Here is a 21,280-nt window from a genome sequence, read left to right as displayed (position 1 = left end):
CTGATATTCTGCTTTTACGGACCCTGCCTGCAATGTCTTCAGCTTCTGCCGCGTTCCCGGATGTCGTTCTGATTGGAGGCGGCATCATGAGCGCAACTTTCGCCGCCCTCCTCAAAGAACTGTCCCCCGAACTCTCCATTACGCTGTTTGAAACACTGGAGCAGTGTGGGCAGGAAAGTTCAAAGGCCTGGAACAATGCCGGGACCGGGCACGCAGGAAACTGTGAACTGAATTACACGCCGCAGCGTGCAGATGGCAGCGTGGATATTTCCAAGGCTCTGGCGGTCAACACCGAGTTCGATATTTCCCGCCAGCTCTGGGCGCATTGGGTGCGGACGGGCCGCATTGCAGATCCGAGCACGTTCATTCACGCCTGCCCTCACGTCAGCCTTGTCTGGGGCGAGGCCGACGTTGCTTTTCTTAAAGCGCGCTACAACGCCATGGCTGGCCACCACTGCTTTGACGGGATGGAATACAGCGAAGATCCTGCAGTGATTGCGAGTTGGGCACCTCTTGCGATGGAAGGTCGGGATCTGTCCATTCCTGTAGCAGCAACCCGCATTAAAAGCGGAACGGATGTCGATTTCGGGGCCCTGACCAGAAGCCTTCTCTCTGGCATGCAAAACACCACCGGCTTCCACAGCTTTTACCGTCATCGCGTGACGGACCTGACCAAAACAACCGATGGTCGTTGGCGTGTCACTGCCGTCAATATGCAAACGGGGGCGCACAGGTCTGTGCTGACGCGGTTTGTCTTTATCGGCGCAGGTGGTGCAGCACTGCCCCTCCTTCAGAAATCCGGTATTCCTGAAGCACGCCGGTACGCAGGCTTCCCAGTGAGCGGCTTGTGGCTGCAATGCACCAACCCTGCCATCACGCAGCGCCATCATGCGAAAGTTTATGGAAAAGCGCCCGTCGGATCTCCCCCGATGTCTGTCCCACATCTGGATACGCGGGTGATCGACGGGAAATCCTGCCTTCTTTTTGGTCCGTATGCGGGTTTTTCCACCAAGTTTCTCAAGAGCGGCTCCTGGCGGGACTATTTCCACTCCTTGAACAACAGCAACATCATTCCCGCCATGACCGCAGGCAAAGACAATCTTTCGCTCCTGAACTATCTGGTGCGCGAAGTAACACAGAGCAACCACAAGCGCTTCCAGTCCCTTCTGAACTTCTACCCTCAGGCTAATGAAAGCCAGTGGACGAAAATTGTGGCCGGGCAGCGTGTTCAGATCATCAAGCCGGACAAAGGCCTTCATGGTGTCCTGCGCTTCGGCACAGAGCTGGTCCGCAGTTCCGATCAGTCGCTTGTTGCAATTCTCGGTGCATCGCCGGGGGCATCCATCGCAGCCTCAGTAGCTCTGCAAGTCGTGGAAAAGTGCTTTTCTCAGAAGATTTCTCCAAATGAGTGGCTGCCACGTCTTAAAGAGATTTTCCCAGCTTATGGGGTGGATCTGAAACAGAACGCTACCCTTTGCCGCGAATTACGTACGAACACCGCTGCTACCTTGAATATTGATGCCTGAGTGCGTCTAAAATTGTAGAAAAGCATTCATCCGTTGTGTATACACAACATTGATGCATAACCGTATTGCTCTCTTCCGGGCTGAACGAGGTCTTTCGCGTAAAGACCTCGCTGAAGCCGTAAAGGTTAACCCCCAGACGATCGGCTATCTGGAACGCGGCGATTACAAACCCAGTCTGGAACTCGCGATGAAGATCTGTGCGGTTCTGAAAGCAGAGGTCGAAATGGTTTTCTCTCTGACGCCATTTGATTCACTTGTCGAACAGATGCGCGCGCGCATGGAGGCTGGAAAACAGTGACATTCTCTCCTCGCCCCACTGACAAATTTTTCAGCGTCATGGACAATGTAGCCAATATCATTGGCCGTCCTGTTTTCTGGCTTGGGGGACTGTTTCCAGACGGAACACCCGTGTCACCGACAAGCACAATTCCCCTCTGGAAACCTGTCACGATTGCAGTCTGCGCGACCATACTTTTCCCAAGTGCAATATTCCTGCTGAGCCCCGGCTGGATGATGTCAGTATTTTTTATTAGCGGAACGTTTCTTTTGAATATTTGCGCCCGGATAAAACTGCAGCATCCTTTATACAGACTGAGTGCCTGGGACAGGGATGAACGAGAGCAGCAAACCATCCTGACATGCCGAAACTCTGCCCTCGTCGTGATGAGTGCAGGAGCTGTCATCATGCCTCTGTTACTGGCTTTTACGCTCATTCATGACCAGTTTCAGCTGAGCCAACTGAAAACAATCAGCCTCATTACTCAAGCTTTTCTCTGCCTCAATTATCTTGTGACCCTCGCGTCGGCAGCACAAATTGGCACACTCGCCTGGCTGGAACGCGATCAGCCATCATCACCGGACGCCGCCTGAAATTCCAATTTTTCCTGTCCGACCCAGAACATAAAAAAGGCCGGCCTTCGTCCCCCGACGAATAGACCGGCCATATCAAGCAGACCTGAAGAGCGGTCAGGCTGCCTGAACTGTATCAACCTTTGGCTTACTGGCGCGCACCGGGGCAGCACTTGCCGCATGCGGCGTCAGGGTGCGCTGAACTGCATTCTGCCAGCCGTCCAGCATGATGCGACGCTGTGCAGGATCCATACGCGGAGAGAACAGACGCTCCTGAGCCCAGGTTGCCGCAACTTCTTCCAGGCTACCCCAGACACCAACATACAAGCCGGCAAGGAAAGCAGCGCCAACGGCCGTCGTCTCGACGTTTACAGGGCGCTCCACATCGGCCTTGAGCATGCTGGCGAGGAACTGGGCAAACCAGTCGTTAGCGGCCATGCCACCGTCAATACGCAACGTCTTGGCCCGCATCGCACCGTCCTGACGCATGGCGTGAACGAGGTCATAGGTCTGATACGCAACAGATTCCAGCATCGCGCGGGCAATGTGTGCCTGCGTCGAGCCCAGCGTGAGACCACAGATCATGCCACGGGCTTCAGGATCCCAATGTGGCGCGCCAAGTCCGACAAAAGCTGGCACCATGTAAACGCCATGGCTGTCCGGAATACGGGTTGCCATATCATCGGTCTGTGACGCATGCGTGATCAGTTGCAGACCATCACGCAGCCACTTGATGCCGGCGCCTGCCACGAAGATGGATCCTTCGAGAGCATAGGTCGTCTTGTTACCAATCCGGTAACCAATGGTTGTCAGCAGACGGTTATTGGACTGAATTGGCTTTTCGCCTGTGTTCAGGAGCATGAAGCAGCCCGTACCATAGGTCGCTTTCGCCATGCCTTCTTCAAAACAGGCCTGCCCGATCAGAGCAGCATGCTGGTCACCCGCCATACCACCGATCACGATGGACTCACCGAACAGGTCAGGCTCTGTTTTGCCAAACAGGCCGCTATTGTCCTGGACTTCAGGCAGAAGCGCACGAGGCACATTGAACAGGTTCAGCAGTTCATCATCCCACTGAAGGGTGTGAATGTTGAACAGTGAAGTACGGCAGGCATTCGTGATGTCGGTTGCATGGCGTTTGCCACCCGTCAGACGCCACAGAAGGAAGCTGTCGATCGTGCCCGCGGCCAGTTCCCCTGCTTCAGCACGCTTGCGGGCACCTGCAACGTTATCAAGAAGCCAGGCAATCTTGCTTGCTGAGAAGTACGGGTCCAGCAGAAGGCCCGTCTTATCACGAACAATTTCTTCGGCGCCCTGCTCACGCAGGCGATTGCATTCCTGAGCCGTCCGGCGATCCTGCCAGACAAGCGCATTATGAATGGGCTTGCCGGTCTTGCGATCCCAGACCACGACTGTTTCGCGCTGATTGGTAATGCCAATCGCAGCAATCCGCCCAACACCACCAGCTGTGGAAATCGCTTCACGCGCCGTCTCGAGAACGTCTTCCCAAATATCTTCCACGTCATGCTCGACCCAACCCAGCTCAGGATAGTGCTGGGGGAATTCGCTACGTGAGATGGACACGGCGCGGGCATTGCTGTCGAAAACAATACTGCGGGTCGATGTCGTGCCCTGATCGATCGCGAGAATGTAGTCTTTCTTTGCCATGCTACTTACTCCGGAAACGGACAGATCAAGAGACCTTGTCGATGACGGGACCTGTCGAGGCAGGTACGGAAGGGTTCGAAACGACGAGCACAGGCTCGGCCAGGTTTAGCGCTTCAGATGATGGCGCAGATGCTACCACAGAAATCCGAGGCATGAAGGGGCGAAGACCATACTGGTAGATCGCGGCACCAATCGGACCACCGACCATTGGCGCTGCAATTGGCACCCACCAGTAGTTAGACGGAGCCGGAATGGCAGCCTGCCCCCACCCTGCAAAGAAGCAGAACAGGCGTGGACCAAAGTCACGAGCCGGATTGATGGCCCAGGCTTCCAGATACCCGGCAGACGCACCGATGATTGCAACCAGAAGACCAATGATCAGCGCACCGGAATTCGCCTGCGGAGCCTGTGTATTGTATTGGCAGGTCACGGCGAAAATACCGAACACCAGAATACCGGTCAGAACAGCCTCATCCCAGAACGCATGAGCGACACTGATGAAATCGCCCGGATGCGTGAAAAACACCCCAGCAGAGCCGCCATCCAGTGCACGCGTCAGGCCATGAGCCGCATTGTAGTGGTCAATGACCGGCACATAGAGCGAGTACACAAGTGCCGCGCCCGCCAGACCACCCAGAACCTGAGCACCAATGTAGGGTACGACCTTCTTCCATGAGAACCCACGGAAGAGCGCAAGTGAGAGCGTCACAGCCGGGTTGGCGTGCGTGCCGCTGACTGCCCCGGTCGCGTAAATCGCAACTGTAACGGACAGCCCCCAGACGATACAGACGCCCCAGTAGGCCGTCTTGTACGGGCTGGGATCGTAAAGCGAATACATGGCAGCGACGCCATCTCCGAAGAGAATAATGATGGCGACAGCAAAGAACTCAGCAAGGAGTTCACCAAGGTAGCGTTTATTCTCTGACATGACCGGATGTCCGACATGAGAATTGAAGGAAAGATCAGGCGACGTCCTGCCGCCATGTTCCGGAGGTCTCGGAGCCAGCCGAACGTTCTGTTCCGGCACGCTCCTCGATATAGGTCTGGAGTGCGGCTTTCTCGGCATCGGTCATGAACAGACCCAGCTTCGAGCGGCGCCACAGCACGTCCTGCGCAGACCGTGCCCATTCGTTGTCGATCAGATAATCGACTTCGCGCGCACTCAGTGTCTTGCCGAACCACTGCCCCATATCGGCTTCTGCCTGCGTAGCGATATCAAACGCCCGCAAACCGTAATTCCGCATGAGCCGCCATGCTGTGTAAGGGGCCAGATGAGGCGCATACGCCTGCAGCTTCGCCACCTGACGGTCAAAATCAGCCGGTGCAAAATCACCGCCAGGCAATGGCGTCTCAGCAGTCCAGGATGGACCGCCCAGCACAGGAAGATGTGGAACCAGCTTTTCAAGTGCATGCTCGGCCAGCTTGCGGAACGTCGTGATCTTGCCGCCAAAAACAGACAGGATCGGCGCACCAGACGCATCAACATCCAGCACGTAGTCGCGCGTTACAGCGGAGGCATTGCCAGAGTTGTCGTCATAAAGCGGACGAACACCGGCATACGTCCAGACCACATCATCCGGACTGACTGACTTCTGGAAATAGCGGCTGACGCTCTCGCAAAGATACTTGATTTCATCTCCTGAGATTTCAACCTTGCCAGGGTCCTGTTCCCAGGGAACGTCCGTCGTGCCAATGAGCGTGAAATCCTGCTCGTAGGGGATCGCGAACACAATCCGCTTGTCCGGATTTTGCAGGATATAAGCCTGCTTGCTCTCGAACAGGCGTGGCACCACAATGTGGCTTCCCTTGACGAGACGCACCTTGTTACGGCTCTGCACGCCAACACGATCCTGAAGAAGCTCTGCGACCCATGGTCCAGCTGCATTCACAATGGTCTTGGCCTGAACTGTCCGTTCTTCACCACTGTCGCGGTCAAGAAGCGTTGCGGTCCAGAGCTGTGGCCCACGTTCAGCTTTCACAAGTTTGGTGCGCGTGTTGATGGAGGCCCCCAGACGGGTGGCATCCATGGCATTGAGCACAACCAGACGGCTGTCCTGCACCCAGCCATCGGAATATTCGAACCCACGCACGTATTCGCTCTTGAGAGGGCGCCCCGTCACGTCCGTGCGGAGGTTCACCGCGCGCGTTTTCGGCAACGTCATGGTCGTGCACAGGTGATCGTACAGGAACAGGCCGGTCCGTAGCAGCCAGGCAGGACGCAGCATCTTGGAGTGTGGCAGAACGAAACGCATCGGCCAGATGATGTGCGGCGCAATCTTTAACAGACGCTCACGCTCAATCAGGGCCTCACGCACCAGCCGGAATTCGTAATATTCCAGATATCGCAGACCACCGTGGATCAGCTTGGTGCTGGCAGAAGACGTATGGCTTGCAAGGTCATCCTGCTCGACAAGGATAACCTTCGCACCACGGCCTGCGGCATCACGGGCAATGCCGCAGCCGTTGATGCCCCCACCGACCACAAGCACGTCATAAGGCGCGCTGTGCGGGCTTGAAGGCGAAACTTCACGAATCGATGACATAACAATCTCCTGCCACCACGCTCCAAAACGAGCATCTGATGTTCGTTTTCGCGCATATTGAACGATAAAGTAAAGAGGGATCTTCGGTTTATAACAGATTAGTGTTCTTTTTTTCGCGCACTACTGTGATGTTTGAGCGATATGTAGCGTCACATTTGCCGCGTCCAGAAGCGCCTGAAATGCGTCCGAGACGGGGCGATCGGTAATCAGATCGTCAATATCTGCCAGTCCACCCACGCGCCCCATGGGCTGCCGACTGAATTTTGTATGATCTGCCAGCAGCAGAACACGGCGAGAATTTCGGATAATCGTACGGGCACACTGAATTTCATTCAGGTCGAAATCCAGCAATGTCCCGTCATCTGCGATACCACTGATGCCGATCACGCCGAACTCTGTCCGAAAAGAATCCAGGGTCTCAATCGCAGCAGCGCCCAGAATTGCCCCGTCCTTGGGACGGAGCTCTCCCGCTGCGATCACGGTTCTAAAATCAGGTCTTCCGGAAATAAGAGACGCAACATGGAGGTTGTTAGTCACGACCCGCAGGTCCCGATGGCCGCCGAGAGAACGAGCGAAAGCCTCGGTTGTCGTACCAATATTAATAAACAGGGACGAGCGGTCAGGAATGAGAGACGCCGCGCAACGGCCAATCGCATCCTTGGCCTTCAGGTTCAGTATCTGCCGTTCATTGTAGGCGATATTTTCAATGGTGGAGTTCGGTGTCGCTCCGCCGTGATGTCGAGTCAGTAGCCCCTGCTCTGCCAGAAACCCAATGTCCCGCCGAATGGTTTGCACCGCCACATCGAACTGCTGTGCCATGTCTTCGTTCGACACATAGCCCTGACTGCGAACCAGTCGGATGATCTGTTCCTGACGAGGGTTGATCCTGATGGTGGGGTTGCTCATGTACACTGACCTGAAGTGATTTACAGAGCAGTGTGACAACACGAACAAAAACGCGCAATCACGAACTTTGTCAGCGACAGACCCCGTGACGCTTTTTAATCACCCCACCATCAAAGACATTTCAGATTTCGATATTCTGAAGAACCTTGAAGCCTTCAAAGACTGGCGGCCCTACGGTCAGCACTTTGCCTTGCCCGGCGCCCGCATGAGCAGCGCGGAACTGCTCAGACTGTGTCCAGCCAACAAAGGCCTCATAAGATTCCCAGACCGTATGAGACGCATAAAGAACATGATCTTCTTTGGCTGGCCCCTGCAGGAATTGAAAACTGACAAATCCTGGAACGGTCTTCAGCAGGACCTCCCGCTCCAGCCAGCGCTGCCGAAAAGCATCTTCGCTATCAGGCCGTACCTTGAAACGGTTCATTGCAATATACATGATGTCTCTCTCTTGTTGATATCTTCCGGCATGACGAGATCATGCGGAACAATGAACGGACGCCCCGTGCTGCAATGTTGATGAATGCAGCCATCAGGAATCCCAAAAACGTCGTGGAGAAGTTCAGAAGTCAGGATGTCACGGGGGAGACCGTGTGATTGTATCCGCCCCTGATGCATAACGACGATACGATCGGCACAGGCCGCAGCCCAGTTCAGATCATGCAGAACCAGCAACACGCTTCCGCCATGCGCGGCATGCATCTTTGCAATCTGAAGAATGAGGCGCTGCCGTGCCATATCCTGTGCGGACAAAGGTTCATCCAACAACAGACAGCCGGGCACGCCGTCCCGCGCTGCGGCCTCAAGCTGCGCCAGCACCCGCGCAAGATGAACGCGCTGCCTTTCCCCCCCGGATAGCGTCATAATGTCGCGTTCCATGAACGATGACAGCCCGACGCGATCCAGCGTGTCCTGTGCAATCGCAACACGCGCAGCCATCGGGCGGCCCTGCCCCGAAATAGCTGTCCCCATAAGAACCAGCTCCAGCGCCGTGAAGCGCGCGCGCATCGGACACTCCTGGGGCAAGAGCGCCCGGCGGCGAGAAAGTTCGCCTGCGGAAAGCGATCCAATTTTTGAGCCATCAAAGCGGATCTCACCGCCATGTAGCGACATCAAGCCGCATGCGAGCTTCAGGAGCGTACTTTTGCCCGCGCCGTTAGGTCCCACAACAGCAACAATTTCTCCTGCCGCGAGCGCCAGATCAAGGTTGTGAACAATCTCACGACCACCTGCTCTGGCTGAGACGTTCTGAATTTCCAGTGTCATGATGGAATGTCCGCTCCATGAATGCGGCTCAAAAGCCAGACAAAGACCGGGGTTCCGAGTGCTGCGGTAATTATGCCAACAGGCAGTTCCGCAGGGGCCGCAACCAGTCTGGCAATCGTATCAGCCGCAGTGAGAAGAATAGCCCCAAGAAGAGCGCTGCCAGGCAGAACCAGACGGTGGTCTGGACCGGTGACCAACCTCACAAGGTGAGGAACTACAACGCCAACAAAACCAATGGCGCCCACAAACGCGACTACCGGCCCGACGGATGCAGCCACCCCCAGCATTGCCAGCCGTTTTGTCCGCTCGACAGGATACCCCATCAAAGCAGCATCTGCTTCACCCAGAAGCATGGCGTTCAGAGGAACAGCAAGACGTGTCGCAATCACGCCTGCAAGGACAAGAAATGGCGAGAGCAGGCCAATACGTTCCCAATTTGCCCCCGAGAAACTCCCAAGAGTCCAGAACGTCAGATCTCGCAGCGCCGTGTCGTTGGCACGAAAAATGAGAATGCCCGTCAATGCACCAGAAAAAGCTCCGAACGCGACGCCAGCCAACAGAACAGTCGTGACAGAGGTGATGCCAGCGCGGGTCGCAAAGACGTAAAGGAGGAGTGTGACGAGAAAGCTGCCCAGCATTCCGGCCAAAGGCACGGCCCAACCGTTTAGAAACCCTGACTGAGCCATATCAACGCCCAGTACAATGACGCATGAAGCAGCCAGAGCCGCCCCGGAAGACACGCCAATCAACCCCGGATCAGCCAATGGATTCCGAAAAAGCCCCTGCATCGTTGCACCCGCGGCCCCCAAAGCTGCACCAGCCATGGCGGCGAGCACGACACGTGGTGCACGAATATGCGCGATCACCATCCAGGCTAGATTTCTGGTCGCAACGTCCGGTGCATGCAGGAGCGTACCAATGCCTGCCCCGCTTGCACCAACCTCGACTGCGACCAGCATGACAAGAATTAGCAGCGGCAGAAGCGATAGTAAGATCCAGCCCGCATGCACGCGCATTGCCCTCACGCAGGATGCTCCGCTTTTGCCATCAGTCGTGCCAGATCCAGCGCAGCTTCGGGCGTTCTCGGACCAAATCCTAGAAGGCGCTCCCCTTCCATTTCTACAATGGCTTTTTTTTGCCCCGCTGGCGTCAAACTGAATCCGGGGTCGCTCAAGAAAGCTTTGCGGATATCCTCGCCCCCCTGGTTCATTGTGAGAATGATATCGGGCTTCAGGGCTACAAGGGATTCTGTGTTCAGGAGCTTGTAGCCCTGCAGATCCGCTCCGACATTGACGCCTCCTGCAAGCCGGATAACGGCATCGGCAGCGGTGCCACGCCCCGCCGCGAGCGGACGGTTATTCGTCATGCGCATAATAAACAGGACGCGCGGTGACGCAGCATGTGTGTCGCGCCAGTCTTTAAGAGCAGAAAACTTCTGCTGAATATCCTGAGCAAGCTGCGTGCCCGCCTGCTCACGGTTCACAACTTTTGCCAGAAACTGCGTCCGGCCGATAATAGCGTCAGGCGAAGGCGTTGAATCGACAAACACAATCGGAATACCTGACGCCACCAACTGAGACATGGCATCGGCCGGGCCTGCTGCGTCCATCGCAAGAATGAGATCCGGCTTTACGGATAAAACCCCTTCCGAGGAGATGGCTCGCATATAGCCCAGAGATTTTTTATCTTTCAGTGCAGTTTCCGGCCAGGTCGAAGTCGTATCAACGGCGATAATTTGATCGGCGGCCCCAAGACGATAAAGCGTCTCGGTGATTGTTCCTCCAATACAGGCAATTCTGGAAGCGGCTCCCAGAACAACCTGACGACCGCGACTGTCCGTAACCATACGGGTTGCAGCATGCAGACAGGATGGCATTAAAGCGCTGGCGCAGATCAGACTTAGAAAATTGCGGCGTTCCAAACCAAATCCATTCATCGCCCCTGCCCTTCTCGCATCAAGAAACATCTGTCGCCTGGAACCATGCAATCGAAAGTCATTCTCATTTAAAGGCTAGCTCTTTCATTCCGGCTGAACGAAAAATCACGCCCAGAACTCAAAGCGACCATCTGATCAATACAACTGGAGAAGCGCGCAAAGGCTTCTTCAGCCGCAGCAACACACATAGCCCGGTCCAGTTCTGCGTTATCGATTGCCGCTTTGAACATTTTCCACGATAAGCCCCGCCCTTCCGGGGCTGGCGCCAAATGACGAGCTCCAAAACTTTCTGTCAGGCCCAGAGCCATCGCCATCTTGGACAGAATATTCGCCCCAAGCTTCGATCCTTCCGCGACATATAACCAACCTACGGCAACCGAAGGATTGAGCGGAATCACATTCCCACGATGCGCCATCGGGGCAGTAAGACCAAGATCTCTCATGTCAGCTTCCACCCAGGGAAAGCGGTTACGCGCCTTAAGATCAGGGAGAAGATTTCGCAATATTTCGTTTTCGTAAATATTTGTCATATCTCGCAGGAAAACATACTGAGACAAAAGAAAGATCCGATATCCATCCAGACTGGAAAAAATTCCCATGGACATGATCTTATGATCGGTCCGGTCATGAATGGATTTTGTCTTTTCCCGGAGCGCCAGGGACAGCGTATTGTCGGTGAAAAACGCGCTCATATCCGCCATTTCTCCTTTTGATCTCAGCCGGAATGAATACCTGAATCGTTGGCTCGCCTTCTCGAAGAAAAGAGTCGACGCGGCTCTGTGTGGCATATTCATCCGGCACCTTCAATGAAAATGAGAATCACTATCATTTAGATTGACGCTATAAAAATCCCTCGCCATTAGATGCGACCGGTTCTCATTTAAGGGTGATGGCTTCCATGAGCAGACATAGCGTTCGTCCAACACGTTTTCTGCGACAGCCCATGCTGGCGACCTCCGCGCTGGTCTGTATTTTTGCATCGTTACCGTCTGCTCAGGCACAGTCCGGCACCGGCTTGGAGAATGTCGGAGATGCAAAAACAGACAGCATTCCACCGCACGCCGAAGCGGCGCCTACAGTTCAGCTCAAGCCCCTCCATGTTCGAGGGCAGGCCGTTGCAGACATCATTGGGTCAATGAAAGTTGACCCGGATGCGGACTATAGTGCCGTCGGGAAACCGCGTGTCATGACTCTGACAACAACGCTTAAAACACTTCAGTCCCGCATGATTGACAGCATTTCAGACTATGCTCGTCGCGTGGACGCGGGAGTAAATTACAACAATAACAATCTCAGCATTAATATGCGTGGGCTGGATCAGAACCGCATTCTCACCACCATAGACGGCATTCGAACGATCTGGGCGAATGACGGCGCACGTGGTGTCAGCGGCGGTGTTTCATCCTACGATTTCAATTCTCTTGGCTCGATCGACATTGTCAAAAACGCGAACTCCGGCTTTTTCGGAACAGGTGCACTCGGCGGTGTTGTTTCACTCAAAACGCTGGACCCGGAAGACCTTCTGACAGGCAACAAGGCTTATGGCGGCCTGACCAAGCTGACATATGATGGCTCCAGCGAAAGTGGATACCTCAACCAGGCTCTTGCCGGACGTTATCATAACACAATGATCCTGGTTCAGGGCGGCTATCAGACCGGCAGCCAAACCGGAAATATGGGGGGCACAGGCGGCGTTGGGTCCACACGATCAGACAAAGATCCAGCCTCCTACACACAAGGAAACTTCCTGGGTAAAATTCATCAATACGTGGAAGGCGGTCATCGCTTCGGCTTAACGGGTGAAGTGTTTGATCGGAATTACAACGAAAATACTCTGAGCAGTATCAGCTCAACTTACAGCCGCTATCACACACTGGAAGAAAGCAAGCGCACGCGCGTTTCCGGTAGCTACGATTATAAGTCTGAGAAGCCCACAGCCTTTATCAGCGAAGCGCATCTCATTGCTTACTGGCAAAAGGTTAATTCAATCACAGACACAGCCGCCACTCGACTGACAGCTCCCATTGGGGAGTATGACAGGAACAGCAATCTAGCTGTTCAGTCATACGGAACAACCGGCTCCATCACGTCAAATATTTTCACTGGCCCATTCCATCACGTCATTACCCTTGGCGGAGAAGCCTATATTACAGACACCAGCCAATATGCTGCGGGTCTCGATAATTGCAGCCCACGGATCTATTCGTGCAGTTTCTTGCATGTAAACCAGTCCGATATGCCTGATGTTCATGGCACAGATCTTGGAGCGATAGTGCAGGACCGAATTGGTTTCGGGAAAATGGAATGGCTCCACGTTACGCCGGGATTCCGCTTCGATCATTACAGACGCAGCCCACAATACACTGCAAGCTATGCTAGAAATGCCGCATATGAAGGTACACCGGACGGGGCCAGCGGCTCGCATTATTCTCCGAAAGTTCTGGTCGAAGCCCGGGTGCTGAAAAACCTTACGCTTTACGGACAATACTCACAGGCTTTCCGTGCGCCCTCCGCAACAGAAATGTACCTGACCTATGGTGGTACAGGCAGCTATGTCTCGATCGGGAACCAGAACCTCAAACCCGAGACCAGTCGTGGCTGGGAAGTCGGGGCGCGATATGGAGATTCCAAACGCGGCGCAACAATTTCATTCTTCGATAATTACTACCACAATTTCATCGATACGATCACGACAACAGCGGCAGCCGCCGGCATCGGCGGATACTACCCATTTGGTGTTTTCGAATACGTCAACCGCCAGCATGTCCGTATCTACGGCGTAGAAGCACGCGCTAACTGGACTTTCGCCAATTACTGGCAGGTATGGACGTCCCTTGCCTATTCTGATGGCCAGGATACCGATGAACATGTTCACCTGAACTCGGTTGCACCATTCCGCGGAATTGTGGGCGTAGCCTACAATCGGGAACACTGGGGCGCCAATTTCTCCACGACATTCGCGGCTGCACGCAACAAGGTGCAGAACATGGCGTCTAATGTGAACAAGACACCGGGCTATGCACTCTTCGATTTAACAGGCTGGTACTCGCCAAAATTCTTCCCGAACCTGCGCGTGCAGGCCGGCATGTATAATATGTTCAACAAACGTTACTATAATGCATTGGATGTACCTGACAGCATTAGCGTTCCCAAGTCCTATTACACGCAGCCCGGCCGCAGTTTTAAAGTGACAACGCTCATCAATTTCTAAGCGTCAGAACCCCGACCTGAAACACCGTGACCCACGCCAGAATACGTCACGGTGTTTCAAAAAAAACCAAGTGTCTCGCACCCGAAGCCAGCTTTCACTGTTCGCAGCACCTTGCGATTGGAAAGTTGGATTTCAGTCAATGTGCCATCATCTTCATTCGCCACAAGCACTGTTGTGCCATCGGGTCTAAAGGCCGCATCCATCGGTTTCCGACCAACGGGAACGGGGTACTGGTCCCATTGAGGAAGGCTGATCAATGTTACAATCGGTTCAAAATCTCCAATCACAAGAAGCCATTTTCCATCGGGGCTAACCCGCACGATCTGTGCACTTTTATGATGATGCTTCAGTTCAACTTCCTGACGCAGCTCTCCCCCATCGACATCCATTAGAAATAACGAAGGATGCAAGGCATTGCTGACCACGAGAAATTTTTCATCCGGCAGATGATCAATACCAGCAGAGGGCGCAGGAAGAACAATCGTACGCCTGAAGCTATCATCGCCAATACGCAGAACCGTCAGTGTCGCATCTTCTTCGTTTTCCGTGACGATAAGCTTACGCTGCGGAAGAACAGCGAGCCTATGTGCATTCCGGGAAAATGCCTGCAGAACACGTATTACTCTCTTCGTCTCCGGATCTATCACCGCCACGGCAGCGCTTGCCTCACAGCAGACATACAGCAAACCATCTGGACCGAAACGCAACGTATGCGGAGATTCAAGAGGTGTCAGATCAATGTCTGAAAATCTGGTTCTTGCATGCAGATCTATAACTGAAACGAAATGGTTTGGGACAGGATTGTTGCCGTGAAAACCATTTCCGTAGGCTGGTACAAATGCGAGCCCACGACCATTATCTATGGCCAGTTCATGTGGCAGGCTCGGCATGCCGCCAATATGATCCAGCACTTCGAGCGTTATCGGGTCCAGGAAAAGAAGCTGTGCGCCCTTCTTGTCCACGACAATTAATCCGCTGCAATGACTGGAAGTCATAAACCGTCCTTGCTTTTACTTGTCTCAGGATACTCCTGATACAGAACAATATAAAAAGCATTTGGTTTTAGATGGTCCGGCCGAAATGCTGTCACAAAAATGCCAGCGTCAATCAAAACCAGACCATACGTTTTACAAGTTGTACGTCAGACCGAACTAAGATGCGATAAATTCTGCATTATTTCGAAAGACGGATGATCAGGCCATCATAGCTATTGGCATGTCTTTGGCAGAAATGTCTGCAATATGCAGTTTGACGCCCGCTCCCATCATCTTGTCCGCGACATTATCTGGCAGGCCAGAGTCCGTAATGACGGCATCAAAATCCGTCAGATTTGCCAGATGATTGAGCGCACTGATTCCGAATTTACGGCTATCCACCATCAGAACTCGCCGATCGGCCATGTTCATCAGCGCACTTTTGGCTTTGATGAGGTCTTCATCCTGATGGTAGGCCGAAAGTCCGTGAATAGCTGAGGTGGACATGAATAATGTGTTGATCCGAAGCGACGTGACACTGCGTTCACACAAAACCCCGAGAAACGCATCAAAGGTTGGATTATATCGTCCACCCAGCGCAATCAGGCTGATATCACGAGAACGCCCAATCTTCGTGCTGATCCCCAGACTGTTCGTCACAACAGTAAGCTGACCGATTGCCGGCAAGCGTTCGGATAAAAAGCGCGATGTTGTTGAGTCATCCAAAGCGATCGTATCGCCTTCTTCGATCAAACCCGCAGCGATCGCTGTAATACCCAGCTTTTCCTGCACAGCCTGGCGAGCACGCAGCATGATGCTGCTTGCCGCCACAGCATTGGAGAGCGTCGTAACGCTTTCACCAACTTTACGGATCAGGCCCTGCGTTGCAAGCGCGTGGAGGTCACGGTTCATGGCTGCGCGGGTCATAGTGAACTGAACCAGCAAATCCTGGATCAGAACACAGCCATGCGCCGTGACATAGTCCAGAACAGCCTGACGCCGCGCGGACAGAGCCCGGCTTCCATGAAGGATATCGGGTATCATGCAGGTGCTCTTTCCTCGATCACACGATCAATCAGCTTTTCGAAGTCTGGAACTGACCAGCCTGCGCGCCCCACAAATACGCCATCCACATTTGGCTGGTTCACATAGCTACGGGCGTTATCCTGCGTGACACTTCCGCCATAGAGTAGCGGTACGCGATCACCGATATCCTTCCCGGCAATTTCACACAGAACGGCCCGCAACCCCGCGTGAACTTTTGCCACACAGTCAGTGTCGGCAGCGCGCCCTCCTGCACCGATCGCCCAGATCGGTTCATAGGCAATCAGAATTTTCGGGAGATCTGCATGAGCCACATCATGCAATGCAATCTTGAGCTGTCGGGCGAGAGTTTCGGCCGTGACACCGAAATCGTACTCTTCAAGGCTTTCGCCAATGCACAGCAAAGGCCGTAAATCATGACGAAGTGCCGCAGACATCTTGCGACTAACAGTCCAGTCCGTTTCCGCGAAATGCTGACGACGTTCCGAATGGCCGATCAGGACGATATCCGCCCCGCACTCTTTCACCATGGCGGGAGAAATTTCACCCGTCCACGAACCGCTCTCTTCCCAATGCATATTCTGCGCACCGACGAGCACGTCCGCGTCCTTCAGAACACTCGCAACAGCCTGCAGGGACGTAAATGGTGTGATGATGAAGGGCTTCACGCCATCCGGCGCTCGATAGGCCTTAAGCGCTTCTGCAGCAGCCAAGGCCTCGGCAGGTCCCTTGTTCATCTTCCAGTTCGTACCGATCCAGACTGTTTTGCGAGTCACCATTCATCTCCCGAAAGAAGGCAGCGACCATCGAATCTTGATCGCTAAACCTAAGCCATGTTTAGCGTTAAATCATAACACTCCAAAGACATGAAGTTCCGAAATGAATGATATTTTCAATTCAACTCTCCGTACCCGCTCTCCAGGAGGGCCCTAAAGGCAGGTACGAAGATGCTGAAAACAGGAACTTTATTGCCCTTGTAAGTTTTTAAGCTGCCCGCTCCAGAAGAACACTCTCCGTCACCAGACTATCGGCATCCGCAGGACGAAGTGTGGCAATTCCTTTGCGGGCAAGGCCATCATGATAGAAATGCGTTGCCTCATTAGGAGAGAGATCCCCATCCGTGACGCGGCGCATGGCTTCAATCAGCAAAAGCGGGTCCGCAGCATCCACAATCTTGCGACCAAATAGCGCTGCACGAGCACCGCTGCTCTGGGCTTGATGAATCAGCTCCAGACAATCGCGCGTCGTACCACTTCCGCCGCCCATAATTCCGACGATAACGCTCGGGTCATATTCACATAGCTCCGCAAAAGCCTCGCTGCCATTGAACGGCACTTTCAGGAAGACAGGCTTCTCTTCTTTGCGAAGACCAGCAAGTGCACGGGTAACCATATCATTCAGGAACACCCCGAAATCTTCTGGCGCGATATGCCCTTCATTCGGATTGAAGACTTCGAGGAAGTAAGAGAACCCGTTGATTTTGGCTTCTTCGCGGAAGCGCGCAAACTCTTCCAGAGCCAGCGTATCCTGATCAACATCACCGTTAAATGTCATCGAATAGAGGCCAAGATTTGTCTGTGCCCGCTCCAACGATGCAGAGCGGAACGGAACAGATTTTTGCGCGCGGTAGTGTCCACCACGCCCACGCCACAGGTCCGTCGTATCGTTGGCACGGATCGCCTTCTGGATTTTCGTACCCTCGAACGCATCACGCTCCAGCAGATCTTCCAGAATGGAGACCGAGGTCAACATAATATCCACAATATCCTGGCGGATAATGGACTGGATTTCGGACAAATATTGCGGCCGCGTCCGGAACCGGGACTGCCCAGCCCGCGGATTACGGCGATTGCCCATCGCGCTGATGCCCGCTGCCATGTCTGAATCCTTGGCATCCGCAAGGATGAAATCATAACGCGTGTCTTTGCCAGCGCGCATGCGTGCAATTTTTTCTTCGTAGCGGTTCATGGCTCAAGCTTTCAGAGTTTCAAGGGGTTCAGATGACAGGGGAAATTGATCGCGGAGATTGTGGCGTTCCTGCCCTTCTCTCCATGCATCCTGAGCCTGACGGGCGGCTTCCCGCTCGTCCCAGCCCAGCGTTCCTCCAATGATGTTTGCAACCTCCTGCACGACTGCCGGCGTCATGGCGCCACTGAGTGCAATTGTCGTGCGACGGTAGAGAACGTCCGACAGACGCCGAACCAGTTCATTTTCAGCAATGAACATCAATTCACGACGGGTGTAGGACGGGAGCGTTCGCAGAGGGGCGTCTGCCACCTCCTGACAAAATGCTGCGATCTTTCTGGCTAGCGTTCCGTACCGGTCGAGCAGCACGGACGCACGCGGGCGCGGCAGCCCAAAAGACGTCGCAAACCTGTCCAGATAGGCGGTATGCTGATCTGCCTGCGGGAAACCACGGCCGCCGCCGATGGCCAATTCCTGTGTTGACGTGCTTCGCGGATGCCCCAGCAGCGCCAGTACACGATCCGCGACTTCTTCACCTAGCCCGCGAAAAGTCGTCCATTTTCCACCCACGAGAGACAGAACAGGCGTCGCACCCAGCCTGTCTTCATGAACGATGTGATCGCGACTGATCGCAGATGGATCGGCCGCATTGGTGGCCGGTAGCGGACGAACGCCGCTATAACGGTAGGTGACCTGCTCGCTTCCGATATGGAAACCGGGGAACAGATCAGCCAGCATCCGCAGCATGTAATCCTGCTCCTCGTCCGTACAGACAGCCTTGTCCGGATCGTCGATCCGGATATCGGTAGATCCAACCAGGACATGCCCAAAAAACGGATATGCGAGACAGATCCGTCCATCCGGCGTCCCGAAATAGACCATCCGGCCTTTCAGTTCTCGCAGCAGTTCATCATGCTTCAGCAGCAGATGAGACCCCTTGGTACCGCCAATATATTTCGTTGGATGACCCAGGATCGCGTTGATCTGATCAATCCAAGCACCACCAGCATTGACCAAAACGCGTGTTTTTACCGTTCGCACCTCGTCGGTGAGCACATCTCGCAAGACAAGCTGTTCGCCCTGAAAGGACTCTGGAACAACATAGGTTACGGCCTCACAGTTCGGAGCCGTTTCCAGTGCATCCTGCACGCACTCATATCCAAGGCGTTCAGGCTGCGTGATCGCAGCATCGTAATATTGTGCTGTTGCCACAACATCCTTAGCCATATGCGGCCATTCACGGCGCGTTTTCTGGCTAAGAGACAGGGAATGTCGTGGCATGACGCGAGCACGGCGTCCTAGGAAATCGTAGATCTGAAGTCCGACTTCCAGAACCAGCGCGCCACGATCCGTCATTTTGCCACCCAGGTTCAGGAAGCGACGAAATGATGTGACAATTCCCCCAAGCCAGGTGCGGATTGGTAGAACAGTCGGCAATGGCCGAACGAAATGCGGTGCATTCCGCAAGAGCAGATTTCGCTCCAGCGTCGATTGCGCCACAAGCTTGAACTCGCCCGTTTCGAGATACTTGATGCCACCATGGATTAAACGAGATGGTGCACAGGACGCCCCCGTACAGATATCGCTTCGATCCAGAATGAGCGTCTTCACGCCCTGAAGAGCCAGTTCACGAAACAGGCCAGCGCCATTAATGCCCGCCCCAATAATGACGACATCAAATTCGGCATTATCTGGCACGGCTGAAAGTGTCTTCACGAATGCATTTCCTTCGCGATTTCGGCTGAGAGCGCATAATTCATGACCGGTCCCACGGGAGTTTCCGGTTCGCCGCTGACTTCGCTACCGGCCTCGTACAGACCAGACCAGAAAGGCTTCATCGCCAACGTCAATGCGACATATCGGCGATAAATAGCCTCGTAGATTCGTGCGCGAGCGGGATCCGGCTGATAAATATTCATCGGAATTTCCTGAGCGGCCACCGCCTCCTCAAGATCTCCATAAAGCCCGACAGCTACACTCGCTGTGAGAGCAGCTCCTAATGCTCCCGCCTCACGAACACTGGAAATTTCGACAGGCATGTTGAGGATGTCCGCAAACATCTGGGCAATAGATGCTTGGCTACTACCCCCGCCTGACACACCAAGGCGATGCACAGCACCTGTCTGACGCAGGGTTTCAACATGCTCGCGATGGTTAAAGATTGTCCCTTCAATCATCGCCTGAAACAGATCCGCTCGATCATGCCAGGACTGCACCCCGAATAGCGATGCACTTGCCGGTGCCTCATAAGGTGATCCGAAAAGAAACGGATGATACAGCGGGATCGGTCGTTCGCCGCGAGAACGCCCAAGCTTCGCCTCAACTTCCTTTGTGAGAACTTGAGCGGCCTCTTTTTCCTCGGGAAGAAGCATGCGCGCGAGCCATTCCAGATTGCTGGACGACGCGGGCGAAATAGCCATGCAGTTCCACAACCCGCGCCGATAGCCTGCGCGGCAGGACCAGCCATCACCTATGACAGGCCGACTGCGGAAAATTTCATTGATAGAAAAAGTGCCCGCCGTGATCGAAAGATCACCTGGTCGTGTGTAACCTGACCCTACAGCCGCCGCCGTCACATCATGCAACCCGACAGCAACGGGCGTTCCTTCCCGTAGGCCGGTCGCACGAGCAGCTTCTGCCGTGATCGTTCCCCCCTGGTCACAGGACAGTAGCATTTTGGGCAGCGCCCCGCGGATTTCACGCAGATCCAGCACATCAAGGATGCTGTCGCTGTAATCCTGTGTGTAAAGATCCGTGAAAGATGTGCTGGCCTCTGTCAGATCTGTCGCAATTTCCCCTGTCAGACAAAGGCGGATCCAGTCCTTGGCAAAAAAGACAGTGCCAATGGCTTGATAACGAGCTGGTTGATGACGCTTCATCCACGCCAGCAGGGTCGTGGCGGAATAGGGATAAGGACGCTGCCCCGCAATGGGGACGATCTTCTCCAATCGGCCTTCCTGCTTCCATTCGTCATGAATCTCCGTGGCCCGACTGTCGAGCGACATGATCCCTCGACCCAATGGCTGCCTTGAGCGGTCAAGAACAAAAAGTCCGTCACCGTGTGCCGTCACCCCAACGCCAGCAATATCATCCCCGCTCAGTCCGGAAACGTCCAAGGCTTCTCGGACGGCTTCCACAACAGCCTGCCATGCTTCATGCATATCCCGCTCAACGTGACGCGGTTCGTCCATATGCTGGGGAACACGACGACGGCCGGTCCCTACAATTCCACCTGTCTTCGAGAAGATGACAGCCTTCGTCGTGGTAGAACCGCAATCGATCCCGATCGTGAAATCCTGGCGCATTTCGCCCTCCGGACACTCTTGCAATCGGCCTTAGCAAATCGCTCAACCGATAACACCATAAATGTTATTATTAGGTGATATAAGTGTTAT

19 protein-coding genes are annotated in these 21,280 nt (G+C 54.3%); 4 read left to right on the top strand and 15 right to left on the bottom strand.

Going from position 1 to position 21,280, the window contains the following annotated elements; genetic code table 11:
• Positions 1 to 32: 32 nt before the first annotated feature.
• From mqo to JN414_RS03720, 3 genes are all read left to right on the top strand, one after another.
• Entirely contained in the window at positions 33 to 1,526 is a 1,494-nt protein-coding gene (mqo, locus tag JN414_RS03730) for a malate dehydrogenase (quinone) (protein WP_202206731.1), read from the top strand.
• 52 nt (positions 1,527 to 1,578) lie between these two features.
• Positions 1,579 to 1,824, top strand: a complete 246-nt coding sequence (locus tag JN414_RS03725) for a helix-turn-helix transcriptional regulator (RefSeq protein ID WP_211516457.1) — start codon at positions 1,579 to 1,581, stop codon at positions 1,822 to 1,824.
• 386 nt (positions 1,825 to 2,210) lie between these two features.
• Entirely contained in the window at positions 2,211 to 2,396 is a 186-nt protein-coding gene (locus tag JN414_RS03720) for a hypothetical protein (protein WP_143412304.1), read from the top strand.
• Between the two features lie 96 nt (positions 2,397 to 2,492).
• Here the strand turns inward: JN414_RS03720 and glpK are convergent, their stop codons facing one another.
• The 9 genes from glpK to JN414_RS03675 form a co-directional block, all read right to left on the bottom strand.
• Complete coding sequence (glpK, locus tag JN414_RS03715; protein ID WP_202206729.1) at positions 2,493 to 4,043, bottom strand: glycerol kinase GlpK; 1,551 nt, start codon at positions 4,041 to 4,043, stop codon at positions 2,493 to 2,495.
• 25 nt (positions 4,044 to 4,068) lie between these two features.
• A complete protein-coding gene (locus tag JN414_RS03710) occupies positions 4,069 to 4,971 on the bottom strand; it encodes an MIP/aquaporin family protein (protein WP_046899839.1) in 903 nt (300 codons plus the stop codon).
• A 34-nt stretch (positions 4,972 to 5,005) separates the two neighbouring features.
• Entirely contained in the window at positions 5,006 to 6,586 is a 1,581-nt protein-coding gene (gene glpD, locus JN414_RS03705; protein WP_202206728.1) for a glycerol-3-phosphate dehydrogenase, read from the bottom strand.
• A gap of 120 nt (positions 6,587 to 6,706) precedes the next feature.
• Entirely contained in the window at positions 6,707 to 7,492 is a 786-nt protein-coding gene (locus JN414_RS03700) for a DeoR/GlpR family DNA-binding transcription regulator (RefSeq protein WP_202206727.1), read from the bottom strand.
• 121 nt (positions 7,493 to 7,613) lie between these two features.
• Entirely contained in the window at positions 7,614 to 7,928 is a 315-nt protein-coding gene (locus JN414_RS03695) for an antibiotic biosynthesis monooxygenase (RefSeq protein WP_046899501.1), read from the bottom strand.
• Positions 7,913 to 8,755, bottom strand: a complete 843-nt coding sequence (locus JN414_RS03690) for a heme ABC transporter ATP-binding protein (protein ID WP_202206726.1) — start codon at positions 8,753 to 8,755, stop codon at positions 7,913 to 7,915. The genes JN414_RS03695 and JN414_RS03690 overlap by 16 nt, the downstream gene beginning before the upstream one ends.
• On the bottom strand, positions 8,752 to 9,771 hold the full coding sequence (locus tag JN414_RS03685; RefSeq protein WP_086633933.1) for an iron ABC transporter permease: 1,020 nt from the start codon (positions 9,769 to 9,771) through the stop codon (positions 8,752 to 8,754). The genes JN414_RS03690 and JN414_RS03685 overlap by 4 nt, the downstream gene beginning before the upstream one ends.
• 5 nt (positions 9,772 to 9,776) lie before the next feature.
• The gene (locus tag JN414_RS03680) at positions 9,777 to 10,691 is read right to left on the bottom strand and encodes a hemin ABC transporter substrate-binding protein (protein WP_202206725.1); all 915 of its coding nucleotides are present in this window, start codon (positions 10,689 to 10,691) and stop codon (positions 9,777 to 9,779) included.
• Between the two features lie 68 nt (positions 10,692 to 10,759).
• The gene (locus tag JN414_RS03675) at positions 10,760 to 11,383 is read right to left on the bottom strand and encodes a biliverdin-producing heme oxygenase (protein ID WP_202206724.1); all 624 of its coding nucleotides are present in this window, start codon (positions 11,381 to 11,383) and stop codon (positions 10,760 to 10,762) included.
• 251 nt (positions 11,384 to 11,634) lie between these two features.
• Between JN414_RS03675 and JN414_RS03670 the strand changes: the two genes are divergently transcribed.
• Positions 11,635 to 13,902: a TonB-dependent hemoglobin/transferrin/lactoferrin family receptor gene (locus JN414_RS03670; protein ID WP_202206804.1), complete on the top strand. Its 2,268-nt coding sequence runs from the start codon at positions 11,635 to 11,637 to the stop codon at positions 13,900 to 13,902.
• Between the two features lie 56 nt (positions 13,903 to 13,958).
• Here the strand turns inward: JN414_RS03670 and JN414_RS03665 are convergent, their stop codons facing one another.
• The 6 genes from JN414_RS03665 to JN414_RS03640 form a co-directional block, all read right to left on the bottom strand.
• A complete protein-coding gene (locus JN414_RS03665) occupies positions 13,959 to 14,897 on the bottom strand; it encodes a beta-propeller fold lactonase family protein (protein ID WP_202206723.1) in 939 nt (312 codons plus the stop codon).
• A 198-nt stretch (positions 14,898 to 15,095) separates the two neighbouring features.
• On the bottom strand, positions 15,096 to 15,920 hold the full coding sequence (locus JN414_RS03660) for a DeoR/GlpR family DNA-binding transcription regulator (RefSeq protein ID WP_202206722.1): 825 nt from the start codon (positions 15,918 to 15,920) through the stop codon (positions 15,096 to 15,098).
• Entirely contained in the window at positions 15,917 to 16,699 is a 783-nt protein-coding gene (locus JN414_RS03655) for a triose-phosphate isomerase (RefSeq protein ID WP_202206721.1), read from the bottom strand. The genes JN414_RS03660 and JN414_RS03655 overlap by 4 nt, the downstream gene beginning before the upstream one ends.
• Before the next feature lie 205 nt (positions 16,700 to 16,904).
• Positions 16,905 to 17,888 carry a hypothetical protein gene (locus JN414_RS03650; RefSeq protein ID WP_202206720.1) on the bottom strand — a complete coding sequence of 328 codons (984 nt, stop codon included), beginning with the start codon at positions 17,886 to 17,888 and terminating at the stop codon, positions 16,905 to 16,907.
• A 3-nt stretch (positions 17,889 to 17,891) separates the two neighbouring features.
• Positions 17,892 to 19,601: a glycerol-3-phosphate dehydrogenase/oxidase gene (locus tag JN414_RS03645; RefSeq protein ID WP_202206719.1), complete on the bottom strand. Its 1,710-nt coding sequence runs from the start codon at positions 19,599 to 19,601 to the stop codon at positions 17,892 to 17,894.
• Positions 19,598 to 21,190, bottom strand: a complete 1,593-nt coding sequence (locus tag JN414_RS03640; protein ID WP_202206718.1) for an FGGY-family carbohydrate kinase — start codon at positions 21,188 to 21,190, stop codon at positions 19,598 to 19,600. Before JN414_RS03640 ends, JN414_RS03645 begins: the two co-directional genes overlap by 4 nt.
• Between the last annotated feature and the right edge of the window lie 90 nt (positions 21,191 to 21,280).

This window comes from Gluconobacter sp. Gdi, from assembly GCF_014132155.1.
Taxonomy (GTDB): domain Bacteria; phylum Pseudomonadota; class Alphaproteobacteria; order Acetobacterales; family Acetobacteraceae; genus Gluconobacter.
This window is presented reverse-complemented; position numbering and strand designations above follow the sequence as displayed.

Excerpts from the sequence above, each read along its gene's own strand:
- mqo (WP_202206731.1), top strand. The coding sequence starts at position 33 with ATGTCTTCAGCTTCTGCCGCGTTCCCGGATGTCGTTCTGATTGGAGGC.
- JN414_RS03725 (WP_211516457.1), top strand. The coding sequence starts at position 1,579 with ATGCATAACCGTATTGCTCTCTTCCGGGCTGAACGAGGTCTTTCGCGT.
- JN414_RS03720 (WP_143412304.1), top strand. The coding sequence starts at position 2,211 with ATGCCTCTGTTACTGGCTTTTACGCTCATTCATGACCAGTTTCAGCTG.
- glpK (WP_202206729.1), bottom strand. The coding sequence starts at position 4,043 with ATGGCAAAGAAAGACTACATTCTCGCGATCGATCAGGGCACGACATCG.
- JN414_RS03710 (WP_046899839.1), bottom strand. The coding sequence starts at position 4,971 with ATGTCAGAGAATAAACGCTACCTTGGTGAACTCCTTGCTGAGTTCTTT.
- glpD (WP_202206728.1), bottom strand. The coding sequence starts at position 6,586 with ATGTCATCGATTCGTGAAGTTTCGCCTTCAAGCCCGCACAGCGCGCCT.
- JN414_RS03700 (WP_202206727.1), bottom strand. The coding sequence starts at position 7,492 with ATGAGCAACCCCACCATCAGGATCAACCCTCGTCAGGAACAGATCATC.
- JN414_RS03695 (WP_046899501.1), bottom strand. The coding sequence starts at position 7,928 with ATGTATATTGCAATGAACCGTTTCAAGGTACGGCCTGATAGCGAAGAT.
- JN414_RS03690 (WP_202206726.1), bottom strand. The coding sequence starts at position 8,755 with ATGACACTGGAAATTCAGAACGTCTCAGCCAGAGCAGGTGGTCGTGAG.
- JN414_RS03685 (WP_086633933.1), bottom strand. The coding sequence starts at position 9,771 with ATGCGCGTGCATGCGGGCTGGATCTTACTATCGCTTCTGCCGCTGCTA.
- JN414_RS03680 (WP_202206725.1), bottom strand. The coding sequence starts at position 10,691 with ATGAATGGATTTGGTTTGGAACGCCGCAATTTTCTAAGTCTGATCTGC.
- JN414_RS03675 (WP_202206724.1), bottom strand. The coding sequence starts at position 11,383 with ATGAGCGCGTTTTTCACCGACAATACGCTGTCCCTGGCGCTCCGGGAA.
- JN414_RS03670 (WP_202206804.1), top strand. The coding sequence starts at position 11,635 with ATGCTGGCGACCTCCGCGCTGGTCTGTATTTTTGCATCGTTACCGTCT.
- JN414_RS03665 (WP_202206723.1), bottom strand. The coding sequence starts at position 14,897 with ATGACTTCCAGTCATTGCAGCGGATTAATTGTCGTGGACAAGAAGGGC.
- JN414_RS03660 (WP_202206722.1), bottom strand. The coding sequence starts at position 15,920 with ATGATACCCGATATCCTTCATGGAAGCCGGGCTCTGTCCGCGCGGCGT.
- JN414_RS03655 (WP_202206721.1), bottom strand. The coding sequence starts at position 16,699 with ATGGTGACTCGCAAAACAGTCTGGATCGGTACGAACTGGAAGATGAAC.
- JN414_RS03650 (WP_202206720.1), bottom strand. The coding sequence starts at position 17,888 with ATGAACCGCTACGAAGAAAAAATTGCACGCATGCGCGCTGGCAAAGAC.
- JN414_RS03640 (WP_202206718.1), bottom strand. The coding sequence starts at position 21,190 with ATGCGCCAGGATTTCACGATCGGGATCGATTGCGGTTCTACCACGACG.